Origin of the sequence: Methylobacterium fujisawaense (genome assembly GCF_014138435.1) — a bacterium.
Taxonomy (GTDB): Bacteria; Pseudomonadota; Alphaproteobacteria; order Rhizobiales; family Beijerinckiaceae; genus Methylobacterium; species Methylobacterium fujisawaense.
Genome location: NZ_JACJIM010000004.1, coordinates 508,442 through 523,946, shown reverse-complemented (window position 1 = coordinate 523,946; position 15,505 = coordinate 508,442). Strand labels below are relative to the sequence as shown.

General features: G+C 70.8%; 16 protein-coding genes and 1 tRNA gene. 4 read left to right on the top strand and 13 right to left on the bottom strand.

Features of this window, described 5'->3' with window-relative positions; translation table 11 throughout:
- Positions 1-62: 62 nt before the first annotated feature.
- Positions 63-1,100 carry an HD-GYP domain-containing protein gene (locus tag GGQ91_RS15095; protein ID WP_043381861.1) on the bottom strand — a complete coding sequence of 346 codons (1,038 nt, stop codon included), beginning with the start codon at positions 1,098-1,100 and terminating at the stop codon, positions 63-65.
- A 54-nt stretch (positions 1,101-1,154) separates the two neighbouring features.
- A complete protein-coding gene (locus tag GGQ91_RS15090) occupies positions 1,155-2,465 on the bottom strand; it encodes a TadE/TadG family type IV pilus assembly protein (RefSeq protein ID WP_053608540.1) in 1,311 nt (436 codons plus the stop codon).
- Positions 2,466-2,944: 479 nt separating this feature from the next.
- On the opposite strand from GGQ91_RS15090, the gene GGQ91_RS28140 reads away from it, so the two are divergent.
- Entirely contained in the window at positions 2,945-3,556 is a 612-nt protein-coding gene (locus tag GGQ91_RS28140) for a TadE/TadG family type IV pilus assembly protein (RefSeq protein ID WP_182592293.1), read from the top strand.
- The gene (locus tag GGQ91_RS15080) at positions 3,550-4,137 is read left to right on the top strand and encodes a TadE/TadG family type IV pilus assembly protein (protein ID WP_043353026.1); all 588 of its coding nucleotides are present in this window, start codon (positions 3,550-3,552) and stop codon (positions 4,135-4,137) included. Before GGQ91_RS28140 ends, GGQ91_RS15080 begins: the two co-directional genes overlap by 7 nt.
- Positions 4,138-4,339: 202 nt before the next feature.
- On the opposite strand, the gene GGQ91_RS15075 is transcribed toward GGQ91_RS15080, so the two are convergent.
- Positions 4,340-4,561 carry a hypothetical protein gene (locus tag GGQ91_RS15075; RefSeq protein WP_078946968.1) on the bottom strand — a complete coding sequence of 74 codons (222 nt, stop codon included), beginning with the start codon at positions 4,559-4,561 and terminating at the stop codon, positions 4,340-4,342.
- A 373-nt stretch (positions 4,562-4,934) separates the two neighbouring features.
- On the opposite strand from GGQ91_RS15075, the gene GGQ91_RS15070 reads away from it, so the two are divergent.
- Positions 4,935-5,171: a hypothetical protein gene (locus tag GGQ91_RS15070; protein ID WP_043353028.1), complete on the top strand. Its 237-nt coding sequence runs from the start codon at positions 4,935-4,937 to the stop codon at positions 5,169-5,171.
- 149 nt (positions 5,172-5,320) lie between these two features.
- On the opposite strand, the gene GGQ91_RS15065 is transcribed toward GGQ91_RS15070, so the two are convergent.
- Positions 5,321-5,692 (bottom strand): cell envelope integrity TolA family protein, encoded by a 372-nt coding sequence (locus GGQ91_RS15065; RefSeq protein ID WP_043353029.1) that lies wholly within the window; start codon positions 5,690-5,692, stop codon positions 5,321-5,323.
- 86 nt (positions 5,693-5,778) lie between these two features.
- A complete protein-coding gene (locus GGQ91_RS15060) occupies positions 5,779-6,528 on the bottom strand; it encodes a sigma-70 family RNA polymerase sigma factor (protein ID WP_051044873.1) in 750 nt (249 codons plus the stop codon).
- A 298-nt stretch (positions 6,529-6,826) separates the two neighbouring features.
- Here GGQ91_RS15060 and GGQ91_RS15055 point away from each other — a divergent pair, with 298 nt between their 5' ends.
- Positions 6,827-7,072, top strand: coding sequence for a hypothetical protein (locus GGQ91_RS15055; RefSeq protein WP_043381866.1), 246 nt, complete (start codon positions 6,827-6,829; stop codon positions 7,070-7,072).
- A 344-nt stretch (positions 7,073-7,416) separates the two neighbouring features.
- On the opposite strand, the gene GGQ91_RS15050 is transcribed toward GGQ91_RS15055, so the two are convergent.
- From GGQ91_RS15050 to GGQ91_RS15015, 8 genes are all read right to left on the bottom strand, one after another.
- Entirely contained in the window at positions 7,417-8,274 is an 858-nt protein-coding gene (locus GGQ91_RS15050; RefSeq protein ID WP_182592292.1) for a manganese catalase family protein, read from the bottom strand.
- Positions 8,275-8,653: 379 nt separating this feature from the next.
- A complete protein-coding gene (locus GGQ91_RS15045; RefSeq protein ID WP_043353034.1) occupies positions 8,654-8,935 on the bottom strand; it encodes a hypothetical protein in 282 nt (93 codons plus the stop codon).
- Positions 8,936-9,058: 123 nt separating this feature from the next.
- A tRNA-Thr gene (locus GGQ91_RS15040) sits at positions 9,059-9,133 on the bottom strand.
- Positions 9,134-9,235: 102 nt separating this feature from the next.
- Complete coding sequence (locus GGQ91_RS15035; protein ID WP_043353036.1) at positions 9,236-9,670, bottom strand: NUDIX hydrolase; 435 nt, start codon at positions 9,668-9,670, stop codon at positions 9,236-9,238.
- Positions 9,671-9,898: 228 nt separating this feature from the next.
- Positions 9,899-11,485 carry a heme biosynthesis protein HemY gene (locus tag GGQ91_RS15030; RefSeq protein WP_182592291.1) on the bottom strand — a complete coding sequence of 529 codons (1,587 nt, stop codon included), beginning with the start codon at positions 11,483-11,485 and terminating at the stop codon, positions 9,899-9,901.
- 125 nt (positions 11,486-11,610) lie between these two features.
- Positions 11,611-13,524 carry a translation initiation factor 2 gene (locus GGQ91_RS15025; protein WP_343066796.1) on the bottom strand — a complete coding sequence of 638 codons (1,914 nt, stop codon included), beginning with the start codon at positions 13,522-13,524 and terminating at the stop codon, positions 11,611-11,613.
- Between the two features lie 375 nt (positions 13,525-13,899).
- On the bottom strand, positions 13,900-14,607 hold the full coding sequence (locus tag GGQ91_RS15020) for a uroporphyrinogen-III synthase (RefSeq protein WP_182592289.1): 708 nt from the start codon (positions 14,605-14,607) through the stop codon (positions 13,900-13,902).
- A 3-nt stretch (positions 14,608-14,610) separates the two neighbouring features.
- Positions 14,611-15,486, bottom strand: a complete 876-nt coding sequence (locus GGQ91_RS15015) for an aldose epimerase family protein (protein ID WP_182592288.1) — start codon at positions 15,484-15,486, stop codon at positions 14,611-14,613.
- Between the last annotated feature and the right edge of the window lie 19 nt (positions 15,487-15,505).

Genomic DNA, 15,505 nt, shown 5'->3' with positions numbered 1-15,505 from the left:
CTTCTCCTTCAGGCGGCCCGGAGGGGCCCGGTCGCGGGACGGGGGCGGCGGAAGAGACGGGATCAGGCGGCGGCGCGGATGCAGGTCCGCGTCACCATCTCCCAGCCCGCCAGGAAGGCCTCCACGCAGCGCGGATCGAAGTGGCGGCCTGCCTGGTCCGCCAGGAAGGCCCGTGCGCGCTCGAGGGGCCAGGCCGCCTTGTAGGGCCGCTCGGTCACCAGGGCGTCGAACACGTCCGCCACCGCCACGATGCGACCGGAGATCGGGATCGCCTCGCCGCGCAGGCGCTTGGGATAGCCGGTTCCGTCCCAGCGCTCGTGGTGGCTCTCGGCGATCTCGGCGGCGAGGCGCACGACGTCGGAGGTGCTGCCCTCCAGGATGCGCCGGCCGCGCTCGGCGTGCTTCTCCATCTCGGCGCGCTCCTCGACCGTGAGCGGCCCCGGCTTGAGCAGGATCGCGTCGGGAACGCCGATCTTGCCGACATCGTGCATGGTGGAGGCGAGCTTCAGGATCCGGATCTCCGCCGGATCGAAGCCGAGATTGGCGGCGATGATGCCCACGTAGCCGGCCACCCGGGCGATGTGATCGCCGGTATCGGTGTCCCGGTGCTCGGCGGCGCGCATCAGCAGGGCGATGATCTCGCGCTCCCGCGCCTCGATGACCGCGACCGCCGCCGCGACCTCGCGGGCGAGCACCGCGGCCCGGTCCTGCTCCTGCCGGTGGGCCGCGCTGATCGTCATCAGGTTGGTGATGCGCGCCTGGATCTCGACGGGATCGCAGGGCTTGCCGAGGAAATCCGTCGCGCCGGCGCGCAGGGCCTGATGGCGCAGGCTGCGCTGGTCGAGACTCGTCACCATGACGATCGGCACGTGCGCGAAGCCCGGGACCGCCCGCGCCGCCGCGATGACGTCGAGGCCGGTCAGGCCGGGCATGTCGTAGTCGGTGACGACGACCCCGATCCTGTCGACATGCGCCCGCAGGAAGTCGAGCGCCGCCCTGGGGCAGGTGAAGGCGACCGGCTCGCAGCCGGCCACGGGCTTGAGCGCCTGCATGACCAGCAGGTTGTTCATCTCGGAATCGTCGATGATCAGTGCGAGCACCGCGTCACTCCCAGACGAATGGCCGGCAGCGGAGGATCGGCATCGTGGCTTCCGCTATTGCGAGAGCAGCAGCTTGCCCGAGAGGGGGCCGACCCCCTTGGGCACCGGCACGCTCGTCGCGTCGTAATTCGCGTTCAGATAGAGATTCGGACCCTCGTAGAGGTTGACCTGCTGGGCCACGATCACCGTGTAGGCCGATTGGTCGGCAACGGGTTTGCTCGCGTCGATCACCACGCGGCCCGCCGGCAGGTAGAGCGTGCCCAACATGGTCCGCGCATTGTCGCTGATGATCCGGTAAGTCCGCATCGGCTTGGTCGCGGCCAGCGGCGGCGGCGTCGGCGCGATCGGGCTCAACAGATCCCCGAGAACGGCCTGGGTGGGGTCGACCGGATCGCTGACCACCCGCTCCTCCATCATCAGCAGGCCGGCCATGGGACCTGTGGTGGGCGCCGACAGACTGACCGTGGTCTTCTTGTCGAAGACGAGGCCGCCCTTGTTGCCGGTGAAGTAGAAGGCGACGTCGATGCCGGTCATGGCGGCATCCTTATCGACGATGAGCGGCCCGTCCTTCATCACATAGGTGCCGGCGCGCAACGCGACGGAGGCGCTCTTGGTGATGTGCAGGCCGCCGCAATAGGTGCCCGGATCGAGGGTCACGCTCTGATCGACGAGATTGCCGCTGGTGTCGCGCTTGCTGTTGGCCGAGGCCGGGATCGCCGTGCAGGCGCCGATCGGCGGTGGCGCCCGGTCCTTCAGCGGATCCTGGATGGGCGGACAGCTCGTCTGCGGCGGCGGGGCAAAATTCGCGCGGGCGCCGTCGAAGCCGCCCGCGGTGCAGATGGTCTGTGCCCGGGCATAGGCGTTGTCCTTGCCGACCATGCCGCGAGGGCTCAGCGAGTTGCTGTAGAGCGAACAGTCCTGGGCCGTGACCTCGGCGCTCTTCTCCAGTTCGAAGGCCCCGTCGGCGAGCGGATCCAGCGTGAGCAGGCACAGGCGCATCTTGCCGACGACGCGCGCCTTCGAGCGCACCGCGACCTTGACCATCGGCACGCCGACGAAGCCGCCGAAGGCGAGCTTGACGGTCTCGTCGACCGTCACGGCGACGCTGGTCCTGTCGTCCGCCACGTCGACCTGGAGCGCATACGGGCTCTCGGTGCGGGGCGCCGCCTGGGCCTGGATCGTGTCGACCACGATACTCTTGGCCGCCGCCGAGGTCGCGACAGCCAGCTTGAGGTAATTGCCCGCCGCCAGAACGCCGGCATCGGCCGCGTTCTGGAGCTGGCTGCGCCGGGAGGCGAGGCGGGCATAGTCGATGCCGCCGCCGGTCAGGCCGAGCAGCACCACGGCGCTCAGACCGAAGGTCAGGGCCACCGAGCCGGACCGGTCCGCCAGGGCGCGCGAGCCGATGCGGAGCGCTCTCCAGAAGGGTAAAATGGGCAGTTCTCCCCGGGCGGGATCGGTGCGGCCATCGCGACTGCACCAACCGCCGACCCGACCTGGCTAGCGCCCAGCTCCTAAGAATCCGTCGCGTTGGAACGCCAAAATGCCAGCGCCGCCCGTCCGGCCACGCTTGGCTGTGAAAATCGTCGGACCCCTTGCAGACCGAAGACCGCTCGCCCCGGAACACAGGGCCGCGATACAAGCAGAAGAGTGTATAATCGAATTATATACAACTAAAGCGCGAAAAGACAGTCCTCCACAGACTCGTCGCCGCCGAACCTCGATAAGGTGGCAAATTCTACTCATGTTTGAACGTTTTCTAAACGAGCCGATCTTACATCTAGCTTCGTCCGGCCGTTGAGCTGGGACGGCAGCAGGCACAGGACCTGCAGAGTTCGTTTGTCATGATGGGCATCTTGCGGCGCGTCGCGACTGACTGGCGCACACGCGAGCCGGGCGGCCGGGCTGGCACCGACGGAGGGATCCGACGGCTGCGCGGCCACCGCGGCGGCGCCTCGGCGGTGGAGTTCGCGCTCCTGGCGGCGCCGTTCCTGGCACTTCTGGGCGTCGTGGCAGAATCCGGCGTCGTCGCCATCGAGCAGCAGACCCTCGATATCGCCGTCGACCGCAGCGTGCGCCAGCTGCGCACGGGCGCCTTTCAGGACGGCGCCGACGGCAGCGATCCAAGCCAGCGCTTGCGCAAGCTCGTCTGTGCCGGCCCGTCGGCGCTGTTCCCCTGCGCCGATCTGCGCCTCGACGTGTCGCGGACGGCTTCGTTCTCGGCATCACAGCCGGCGGAGCCGTTCGACAAGACCACGAAGACGTGGACGACGGGCTTCGGCACCCGGTTCGAATGCCCGCAGGGCGGCGATACGGTGACGGTCCGGGTCGCCGTGCCGGTGATGCGCCTCTTCCAGATGCTGGACTTCACCGGGCGGATCATGTCCGACAAGTCGCAGCTGCTCGTCACCACCGAGATCTTCCGGGCCGAGGATTACGAGCCCAAACCGTGCTGAGCCTCCGTCCCCGCGCGGGCCTGACCGGCCTGATCGGCAGCCGGGACGGCGTCAGCGCGATCGAGTTCAGCGTGATCGCGCCGATCCTGCTGCTGATCCTGATGGGGTCGATCGAGCTGCCCCGCGCCTTCATGATCGGGAAGCGGCTCGACAACGCGTCGGCCACGATGGCGGATCTAATCGCCCGCGGCAGCTACGCCGACCTGAAACCGGTCTTCGCCGCGACCAGCGCGATCTCCAACCCCTACGACGTGAGCGGCGCGAGCATCGTGCTGACGGCCGCGGGCACCTACAGCGACGGCAGCTCGGCGACGACCAAGGTCTGCTCGAGTGCCGAATCCAACGGGCAGGCCTACGCGGCCGGCACCTCCCTCGGCCCACCGCCCCCGGGGATGACCCGAAACGGCGATCGCTTCGTCGTGTCGGAGGTGACGATGATCTATAATCCGATCTTCCCGGTGCTCTCGAAGCTGACCCGGTGGACCTTCCGATCCAGAAAGGTCTGGCCGGTGCGCGGAGGCGAGATCTACAACGGACAGAGCGAGGTGGTTCTGCCCGGCGGCAAGCCCTGCCCGGCCTGAACGGGCGGACGGCGGCAGGCCCGTCGAGCGGAGGCCGGTCCTCCGCGGCAATCCGGTCGGCGATGGAGCATGGCGCCTGCGGCACGCGGGACGGGGTGCGCGGGCGCGGCGGCGGTCTTCCAAGCGCGGCGCGGGCGATCCGGCGACGCGGCCGGCGCCACCGGATGGACCCGGTGGCGCCGGATCGCGGCCATCGCCCGCCTCAGCGGGTCGAGACCGCGGTGGCGACGACCCGCCGCGAGGCCGGGCTCGCCGGGACAAGACGCGGCGTCGTGGTCAGCTCCGAGGCCGGACGAACCGCGGCGGTGGGACGCGCCTGCTCACGGTAGAGCGGGGGAGTCAGCGCGATGGTCTCGTCGGCCAGGGCGGTGCCGATCATCGGAACGGCGGCGAGGGCGGCGAGAACGATGGTGCGAACGGTCATGATGCGAAGTCCTCTCGTTATCCGGGTCGTGCCCGGCTTCGAGGGGGTATTTACGTTGCAGAGCAACATGATCCAAACAGATGCAATCGATACCGCATATCGATACGATCAATGTTTGCCGTGCCGATTCCGTTTCCGAGCGACTGGGCAGGCGGACCTTGCCGCCTGCGCCTCATCGACCGGTCGGCTCGAGGAGACCGCGCTCCGGGAGCCGGCCGATGCATCGCCAAGGTTCGGCCGACCGGAAGGACGGACCGAGTTCATACAATATTAAACCGCACCCCCGAAGGTCGGTCAGCCCATTGAATGTTTGTGAACCCACAGAGACTTAACGCGTAAAAGTTTATCTTTTCGCGCGGAAGGAGACGGCCCGTTGCTGGTTGCTGCCCTGCTCTTCGCGGTGGGCGTATGGGAGGGCTGGCGGTATCGGGCAGCGGTTCTGATAGCCAGCTCGATGCTGGTCAGCATCGGGTGGCTGGGCCTGTGGGCCTTCGTATGGACGCATCTCGACGCCGAGAAGATCCTACTGCTGTTCGCCTATCTCACCGCCCATCAGGCCGGGTATCTCGTCGGCGCCTATCTCGGGGCGGATTTCGGCGAAGATTCTTGACCGAACGGATCGTCGGCCCGCGGGCTGCAATCATCGTGGCGACGTCGACGCCAGGTTGACGCAGCGGCGCAGACAGGCCGGCGGGGCGATCGAAGACGAAGCCGGGATGCACAACCCGTTCTCCGGGCGCCGCCACCGGCTGCCGGAGCTCAGTGGCCGAGTTCCACCGGGATGCTGAGATCGACGATCCCGTCCCCGCTCAGGAGAGCGGGCGGCGGGGCGGAGGTCGGGCTGATCCCCTGCAGGGCGCGGAGCGCGCGCTGATCGAGTTTCGGCGAGCCCGAACTCTGCTCGATCTCCGCGCTCTGCACCGCCCCGTCCGGACCGATCTGGACGTGGACCAGCACGGTTCCGCCGCCCCGAGCCGTACCCGATCCCCTCTGAGCGCGGTCGGCGGCATCGATCCGCGTGACGAGGTCCGAGAGCCAGGCCCGCACCGCGGGTCCTGGAGTCGCCTGCGCTCCGCTCGCCAGAGCCAGACCGAACACAACAGCACCGGACATCAGAACGCGCGGCGACATGGGAAACGGTGGCTCCCTGAGCCCAGGATCGAGGGGCGACCCTACGCCCCGAACGGGCCGCTTGCGACCCCGATCCCGTGTCGCCGTCACGCGACGGCGGCGGTTTTCCAGCCTTTCGGGCCGGCGGCGGCCAGCATGACGTCGTCGCTACCGATCTCGAGGCCGGTATAGCCCAGCATCTGCGCGAGTTGCGTCCGGGCCCGCCAGACCCGGCTCTTCACCGTGCCGATCCGGCACCGCATGATCGCGGCGGTCTCCTCGTAGGTCAGGTTCTCGATCGCCACGAGCACGAGCGCTTGCCGCATCGGCGGCGTGAGACGACCGAGGGCCGCCTGGACGTCGCTCAGGTCGAGATGGCCGCCCTGCTCGGGCAGCGAGACCATCCGCTCCGCCTGCGCTCCATCCTCGTCCTGCACCTCGCGCCCGTGCCTCCGGTGCTCGTTGTAGAACGCGTTGCGCATGATCGTGAACAGCCACGCTTCCAGGTTGGTGCCCGGTACGAAGCTGGCGCGCGAGCGCCAAGCCCGCAGAAGCGTGTTCTGCAGCAGGTCGTCGGCACCGACGTGGTTGCGCAGCAGCGAGCGCGCGAAGCGCTGCAGATTCGGCACCATGCCCAGGAGCGAGGCCTGGAATTCCTTCTCACGGCCGTCTTGCGCCTCGCCGAAGGCACCGTCCAGCAACCTCAGCAGTTCGGCGAAGCGCTCCGCGATCGTCGGCTCAACGGCGTCCTGCGCGTAAGTCGCCGCCAGCAGATGGCCGAGATGAGATTGCACGCTGTCGGGGAGCCGGGGCGCCGGTGGGTCGATTGTATCAGCGTCCAGCAAGACTCCGAGCATGATAGCCGATCACCTGAACAGGATGAAAACATGATTTCGGATATTAATCCCGGAATATGTCACACTCGCCGCAACATAGATCAGCCAATACGAATATATATGGACAGAAACATGCCGGTCGGCGCGGCGGACACGAGAAACGCCCCGGAACGAGGAGGGTTTCGATGGCATTGGACGCGCTGAAAAACGCTACGCCCCGGCGCCGAATCTGTGGCGACGCCGTCCGAGACCGCGCCGCTCCGCATGTCGTCTTCGACACGGGGTCAGGCGCGGCGGGTTGAACACAAGGATCGACTCCATGACCAGACTCTCGGATCTCGAGATGGATCCCGCCTTCCAAGAAGCCGTCAGCGCCGTACGAGGCGCGGCCAGCACCTTGAGCGGTCGCTCCGTGACGGCCGCTGAGGCCCGCTTTCTCGTCGGCATCGCCCTGACGACCTTTGCGCATGCCGGTGGCCTCGAGGAGCCGAGCCGTGGCCGGCTCGCCCGCTTCGCGGCGCGCAGCGGCCCGGACACGGCCGTCGGGACGCGGACCCGGCACTGAGCCACCGCCGGCCAACGGGAGACGCCCGGACCGCAGATCCGAACGCCGCTCCGGTCTCAGGCATCGCGGGCCGCCGACGCCCGACCCGGATCGCGCGCCACCACGCGCAAGCCCGCAGTGCCCCCCTCGGTGCCATGCGGGCCGACGATCGGGAGGTGCCCCTCGGGGGGCCCGGCCGCCGCCCGGATCCGCCGGATCTCGTCGCGGCCGTGCCGACCGGCCGCGACCCTCGCCGACTGTGCCGCGTGGTCCGCCCCGCGCCCCGACCGATGGACCGCAGGGCGCGGATCCCTCCGAGGAAAACGCCTCGACCGGAGGGCGCGCGGATCGGAGCGTCCGGTCGATCAGCCGATCTGCTGGGACTCGGCGCCGCTGTCGGGCCGCGCCGGGCCGAGCACCGGCTCCTCGCCCATCGGCTGGTTCTGGACGACGCTGAACGTGCCCTTGCCGTCGAGGGAGGGGCCCTGCGTCCAGCGGCCGGCCGGCGGCGGCGAACCGTCCGCCGACGTCCCGAAGAAGGCGTAGTTGAACTTCTGGTTCTCCTTCTCCTGCGGGAAGGAGTTCGGGATCGGCAGGGTGCCCGCGTGGCCGCTGAGTTCCTCGATCACCGCCAGCCATTGCTGCTGGTGCATGGTGTCGCGGGCGATGAGGAAGCTCCACATGTCCCGCATGCCGGCGTCGGTCGTGGCGTTGTATAGCCGCACTGCGAGGACGCGGCCGGTGCTCTCGGCGGCGACGTTGCAGTACATGTCGGCCGCAATGTTGCCGCTGGCGTAGACGTGGCTCATGTCGAAGGGCAGGCCGTCGGAATTGCCCGGGAAGGCGGCCATGCCGGTGGACAGCAATGTCTTGTGCAGCATGCCCTCGGCGATGTGGCGCGGGTTCTCACCGCCCATGATGGCCCCCACAATCGCGTCGGCCGCCCCGGCCTCCTGCACCTTGGTCGGCGCGTTCTCAAGATTCAGCGCGACCGCCGTCGCGAGCATCTCGATATGGCCGAGTTCCTCGGTCGCGGTGGCGAGCAGCATGTCCCGGTACTTCGTGGTCGGAGCACGATTGCCCCAGGCCTGGAAGAAGTACTGCATACAGACCCGGATCTCACCTTCGATTCCGCCGATCGCCTGCTGGAGCATGCGGGCATAGATCGTGTCGGGGCTGTCGACCTTGACCGGATACTGAAGACGCTTGTCGTGATAGTACATGGTATCTGTCCCTCGCGAGAGGCACGGCGTGCTCAAGCCCACCGCACGATCGGCCGTCGGCTCGGCACCCCCGTGGGAGCATCGAGCCTCTCACCCTGTCCAACCCCGCGTCAGAACGACGGTTCGATTCCTCGATCTATTTATAACGAACAATATTTGGTCAAAGCTATTTTCTTAAGCTCGATCAGGCTATTGGCACGGTCAATCTCGATCATTCCCGCGCCAGAACATCTCGTATTACATAACGTATGTTAAGGGAGACCAACCCCGGTTCAGGGCGCTTGGCAGGCGCCTCCGGCCGGGCACCGTGCAAGCGTCCCCGGTCCGGCGGTCGCGGCCCGTGCGGCCTCACGAGGATGCCGCACCGACGTCCCGGAGCTCAGAGGAGCCCGGCTCGGCGGGCGAGCATGATCGCGAAGGCAAGGCAGGCGGCGAGGCTGACCCCCAGCATGGCGACGTTCGTCCAGAAGCGCACCGGCCGGCTGGAGCCTTCGATCCCGCTGGCGCGCAGCCGGACCCACGGCACATACAGGTAGAGGGCGATCAGCGTCAGGATCAGAAACGCGAAGGTGGCGAGCCGGCCGGTGATCAGGGCCGCGCCGGCCAGGACCGCCCAGCCGAAGACGAGGCCCAGCATGGTGAACAGGGCTGTCGAGTTCACGTCCGCACGTCCCCTTCCGCGGATGATGTCGGCAGGGCAGCCGCTGCGATCCTCAGTCTGCGCCGGGACCCGTCGAGGAACCCGCAGCGTCAGCCGGACCGGTGATCAGATCGAGAAGGTTTCTGGTGCTGCGAGAGAGGATTGAACTCTCGACCTCTTCATTACCAATGAAGTGCTCTACCACTGAGCTACCGCAGCAGGTGACCGGGGCGCCCCCGCGGGGGGCGTGTCCGTCCGGCCGAGTGGGGCCATAACGGATCGCCGCAGCGTTGGCAACGCCGTGTTGCGCTTCCGCGCATTTTACGTGCGCGATGCGGCTCGGATCAGGGCGGCGAGGCCCGGCTCGGAGACCGCCTCGGCGGCTTCCACCGGCGTGAACCAGCGCAGGTCCCGTTGACGTGCCTCGGGAAAGTCCTTGAGCTGCTTGCGCACCTCGAGGGGAAAGACCTTCACTTGGCACAGGACGGTGTCGAGGTTCCTCAGGCGCTTCTGGTAGAGGTAGAAGCCGATCGGACGCTTGCCGACCGCACCGCGCAGGCCCGCCTCCTCGTAGGCCTCCCGCGCGGCCGCCTCGAACGGCTTGCGCCCCTTCATCGGCCATCCTTTCGGGATGACCCACCGACGGCTTTCCCGCGACGTCACCAGCAGGATCTTGGGCTGGCCGTCCCGCCCGCGCCGGAACGGCAAGGCTCCCACCTGCCGACGCGGCTCCCCGTCATCGTCGTTGAGGGTCATGGTCGCACCGCGCGAGGCGGAAGGCTGCCCCGACCCGGCGTCATCGACGCCGCGTGCGGGCTCTGTGCAGTCTGGCGGATGATCGGACCCTCGGTCGACGGCTCTGAGCACACGCTATAGGGCGAGCCGGCACATTCAACTGCCAGTAGACGAACGGCGCGACCTCTCCGTGAAGTCGCGCCGGTCCTGTCATGATCTGCGGGGATGATCGGCGCTTGGCGCGGCCGGTCATCCCATCCGACGAACGGCGCGATCCGCTGATCCCGGCGGCAGCGCTGCGGCCGCCATCCCGGCCGAGACCGGATCGGCGCCGGCGGTCTTCGCGCTGGATGCCTTCGCCGGCAGGACGGTGGGCACAGGCACCGGCGTTCCCGGTCCGGTGGCGACCGGTGCAGAGGCCGATGCAGAGGACAGTGCAGAGGCCGACGGGGCGACCGATCCGGGGACGGGTGCAGAGGGGCGCGTCGCGGCCGGGACGAGGGCCGGGGCGGCCGACTCCGCTTCCGGCTCCACCGCGGGTGCGGCGGCCAGAGTGTTCGGCGGCTCGCGCCACGTGAAGGCGTCGAGGCGTCCGGTCACCGGCGAGACCGGCGCCCAGGTTTCGGTGGCGATGCCATCGGCGATCCAGACGCGGTCGCGCGGGGCGCGGGCGGCCCGGGCCAGCCACTCGCGGGCCTGGCCGGAGGCGGCGCCGTGTTCGGCCTCCTCGATGGCCGCCATCATCAGGCAGGCGCGGGCGGTCGGCCGGTCGGTGAGCAGGGGCTTCACGGCCTCGCGGGCCCGCTTGTAATCCCGCGCGTCGAGGGCGGCCTGCCCCAGGGCGAGCCGGGATTCCGGATCCCAGACGGACAGCTTCGCCAGGACCTCGGCGCGGGCGAGACGGTCGCGGACCGAATCGCCGGGCCGCAGCCCGAGATAGACCTTGGCGAGGTCGGGATGGGGATTGGCCTTCCAGGCCGCCTCGACGATCCGGGCCGCCTTCTTGACGTCGCCGCGGCGGGCGAGGAGGCGTCCGGCGATGCAGGCCGCCGGGACGAGATCGGGGGCGAGCTTGACCGCCTGCAGGATGCGCTCCGCGGCGAGTTCCGGCTCGCCGGCCTCGCGCTCGCCGGCGATCGCGGTCAGCAGCACGGCCCGCTGCCGCCGGGCGGTGGCCTTGTCGATCAGGCCGAGGGACGAGCGGCGCTCGATGGTCTCCAGGGCGGCGGCCCAGTCGCCGTCGGCGCTCTGCGCCTCGAGCAGGGCCTCGTTGGCCCAGGTGACGCTCGGGGCGAGGCGGGCGGCCTCGGTGGCGTAGGCGCGGGCGGCCGTCTCGTCCTCCCGGCGCCGGGCCTCCACGAACAGGCCGCGCAGGCCCAGGACCCGGGTCTCGGGATCGTCGACCATGCGCTGGAAGGCGCTTTCGGCGGCGTCCCGGTCGCCGGAGATCTGCGCGGCCTGGGCCTTGAGCAGCAGGGTCAGCGGCTCGGTGCCGAGGAGCCGCTCGGCGTCGCCCGCGAAGCGGCGGGCCGCAAGGGGATCGCCCGAGCCCACCGCCACCATGCCGCGGGACAGGGCGGAGAGGCCCTTGGCGCGGCGCCGCTCGGCGGAGCCGCGGACCAGGGCCTCCGGCAGACCGATCACGCCGCGCACGATCGCCCAGAGCACGCCCAGGACGATCGCCGCCGCGATCACGCCGACGAGGGCGACCGCGAGGCTGGTGCCGATCTGGTAGCCGTTCCAGACGACGGTGACGGTACCGGGCCTGTCGGCGATCCAGACCGCTCCGAAGGCGGCGAGTGCGAGCAGGGCCAGGAAGGCGAGGGCGCGCCACATGGGGTCAGTGTCTCCTGTCGGCGGCCGGCTGGCGGCCGTCGCGGGGGGCGGGAGGAGCGGGGCGCCTACGCGTCCGCTCGGAGAGGGTGCGGCCGCGCAGGGCGCGGATCGGGTCCGTCACCGGACTAGCGCCCGGGGGCGGCCTGGGCCGGTTGGGCGGCACCGACCGGCAGGGCCTTGAAGGCGCTGTCGAGGAGGGTGCGCACGGCCTGCTCGGCCTCGGCCCGGGCCTTCAGCTTGGCACCGAAATCGCCGGCCGGCTCCTGGGCCTCGGCCGGGAGCGCCGCGAAGGCCGCCGAGGCCGCCGTGAGGTCGCCGCGGTCGAGGGCCGCCTGGACCTTGCCTTCCGGAGCGTCGGAAGCCTCGGGGGCGGGCGCGTCGGCCTTGCGGATCTGCACGAGACCGTCGGCCATGCTGAGGAGCTTGGAGCGGAAATCCCCGGTCTCCGCGGCGCTCTTGGCCCGCTGCGCCTGCCGCTTGGCCGCGATCCGCTCGGCGATCGGCCGGAACGTGTCGGCGAGATCCGCCGCCGAGGGTGCGCCGCCCTCGGCGAAGGGGGCGAGGGCCTTGGCCTGCGCTTCGGTGCCCGGATCGAGCTTGCGCAGGGTCGCGAGCGGCTCCGCATAGGCCGTGCCGGATTCGAGGGCGGCCGCCACGCGATCGGCGACCACGACCCGCAGAGCCGCCTGGACGGTGCTGGCCTCGGCGCGCTGCGCCACACTCTTGTCCAGCGCAGCGATCTGATCGGCCTGCTCCTGCAGACGCCGATCCACCGCCTTCGCGGACTCGGCGGCCTGGGTCTGCCCCGCCTCGGCGGCGGTGCGGCTCGCCTGGGCGGCGGCCTGGACCGCCTCCGTGGCCGCCTTCACCCGCGCGTCGAGGGCCTGTTGCAGCGCGTCGAGGCGTTGACCGAGCGCCGCGTCGGCCTCGGCATTCGCCCTGGTCTTCTGCTCCACCTCGCCCTGCAGCGCCGCGATCTTCCGGGACGCGTCCTCGGCCGCCCCCTTGTCGCCGCCAGCGTCCTCCACCGCCTTCAGGCGGGTCTCGAGATCGGCGATCTGCTTCGCGTTGTCCTGGACCACGCCGAGCTTCGCGCCCGCCGACTGGTCCCGGCCCGGCTCCTGGCCGGGCTCCTCCTGGAGCGCGGCGACGCGCTGGTCGAGGTTGTCGAGGCGGGCGACGAGATCCGGCGGCACGGCCGGCGCCGCACCGGAGGCCTGGCCGTCCGTCGCGGCCGCCGGCGCCGCGCCGGCCTTGTCCAGGGCCTGCTTGGCGCTCGATTCCGCGGTGGCGACGCGCTTGTCGAGGGCCGCCAGCGCATCGCGCGGGGCCAGCCCGTCAAGGCGCTTGTCAAGGGACGCGATCTGGCTGGAAAGCCGTTGATCCAGGGCGTTCAGGCGCGGATCGGGACCGATCCCGGCCTTCTCGGCACCGAACAGCAGGCCGGCGCCGATCACGCCGCCGAGCAGCCCGGCAGCGGCGATCGATCCGAACCCGGCCCGCGCCCGGGCAGACGATCCAGCCGCAGGTCTGGCCGGATCGACGGAGGGCGCCGCGGGGATCGGCCCCTTTGGCGCCTCCTTGCCATCCCTCGGGGCATCCTTGGAGGCATCCTTGAAGGTGTCCTTGGCCGCATCCTTGCCGGCCGACGGCGGATCGGAGATGCGCTTGGCCTTGAGGTCGATGATCGGACCGGCGGTCACCGCACTGGCGGCCGCCTGACCCGCGGCACCCGAAGCGGGACCGCCCGGACGGGGACCGCCCTGGGGGCCGGTGCCGGGCTGTGCGGCCTTCGGATCGGCCGTCGCCCCGGTGGCCGCCGACGCGGTGGCGGAGGCCGTCGATGACGATGCCGTTGCCGACGACGAGGTGGTCGTGCCCGGCCTCGTCTCGATCCTGTCGGACCCGGCCTTGAGCGCGTCGGGCTTGGCGCCGGGCGGCTGGGCGGCCGGGCCGGACGACGGCTTCAGGCCGTCGGTACCGGGCCCCGGCTTGCCGCCGTCGGGGCGGGCGTCGCTCGTACCGGGCTTGGCGGACACGACGGGCTCGGTCGCCGGCTTGGGCGGTGTTCCGAGCGGGGATCCCTGCGGTCCCTTCACGGTCTCGGCCGGACCCGGGGCACTCGGCTTCGCACCGGCGGCGGTGGACGCCGAGGATGTCGAGGCCGAAACCGAGGCGGTGGACGCCGATGTCGCGGGCGACCGGGACGCGCCCCCGGGCGGCGTGGACGATCCGGGCTTGCCGGGCGCGGCGTCCGGCCTCCGACCGCCGGGACCGGGCTTGTCGGCGTCGCTGGGTGGTGGCGTCACGGGCAAGTCCTCCAACTCTTCGGCGTCGCCGCGCCCCCCTAGCACCGCGGCGGCGCCGGGCGCGAGGGCGAGATACGGCGGCCCGGCCTCCCTGTCACCGCACGGCTAACCCGGTGGCGGCGCCAGGGCGTCGAGCAGATCCGCTTCGCGCGGGCGTGTCGCGACGAAATGGACCGGAACACCGGCGGCTTCCAGGGGGGCCGCGACATCCGACGATAGGCAGTAATGCCCCAGGCGGCGGAAAGCTCCGCCATGACCCGATCCATCCGCGAGGGCGAGGGCGACGGCGGCGCTGCGCCGGGAATAGTGAAGGGCGGCTTCGAGGCGTCCCGCGGCGAGCTCGAGGGCCACCGCCTGCGGGAGCGTCCGCAGCGCCTCGGCCCGGTAGGCGACGAAGGTGGTGATCCGGAACCCCGCGGCCATCAGCGTTGCCGCCGGCTCCGGCTTTCGCTCGGCCCCGGTCGCGTGGAGAAGGGATTCGCCGGGCGCCAGGGCATCCCCCACCAGGGCGGCGAGGCCGGCGGCATCGCCCGGCCCCTCGCGCACGGGACCGAGGCCGGCCGCGCGTGCCAGCGCAGCCGTCCGCGCACCGACGGCGAAGACCGGGAGACCGCGCAGGGGCGGCGCGTCCCGGATCGCCGGCACCGCGTTGGCGCTGGTGAGGAGCAGGGCGGCGAAGGGTCCCGCGGGCGGTGCCGCCGCGGTCGGCCGCACCGCCAGAACGGGCGCGACGAGCGGCGCGTGGCCCTGCGCCGCCAGGGCCGCTCCGGTCCGTGTCGCCCCCGGCTCGGGCCGTGCCACCCAGACGCGCACGGGCTAGGTGTCCAGCGTGAGGCGGACGCCGTGATGCGCGGTGCCGCCGGGGGCGAGCAGACGCTGCGAATCGCGCTCGGCGAGGTCGCCCGCGAAATCCGACCAGTCGGCGTAGCCGGTCCAGCATTCCAGCGACAGGAACGGCGCGGTAGGCTTGGTCCAGACCGCCAGATGGGGAAAATCCGCCATCTCCATGCGGATCGCCCGTCCGGGGCCGGTGAAGCGCATCCAGCGGCTGCGGGCGTTCCGGAACACGAAGGCCTCGGTGAAGAGGGCCGGATCGAGGGGCAGCGTGTCCCCGGCGAGGGGGATCGGCTGCTCGTCGCGCAGCAGCAGGCCGCCCGGGCCGACCTGGGGCGCGAAGGGCCGCTCCGCCTGCTCGAAGGCCACCGCGTAGCCGCCGTCCCGGGCGCGGGTGCCCCCCGCGAAGGGCCACGGGAAGGCCGGGTGGAAGCCGAGGGCGTAGGGCAGGGGGACGTCGCCGGGATTGGCGACGGTCACGTCGAGGTCGAGACCCGCCGGACGGACCCGCGCGGTGATATCGAGGCGGAACGCGAAGGGATAATGCGCCCGCGTCTCGGGCCCGTCGGTCAGGCGCAGGGTCACCGCGTCGGCGCTCCGGTCGACCACCGCGAAGGGCAGGTCGCGGGCGAAGCCGTGCTGGGCCATCGGGTAGCGCTCCGACCCGACCGTCACGTGCCCGCCCGCCGAGGCGCCGACGACCGGGAAGAGCCAGGGCGCGTGCCGGTTCCAGTGCTCGGGATCGCCGCTCCAGAGATACTCGGTCCCGTCGACCCGCCAGGAGACCGGCTCGGCCCCGTGGGTCGCGAGGGTCGCGGTTGTGCCGTCCGGTGCGGTCAGCTCGATGCGCGTGGTCACGGTGCTCTCCCGGTCTGCC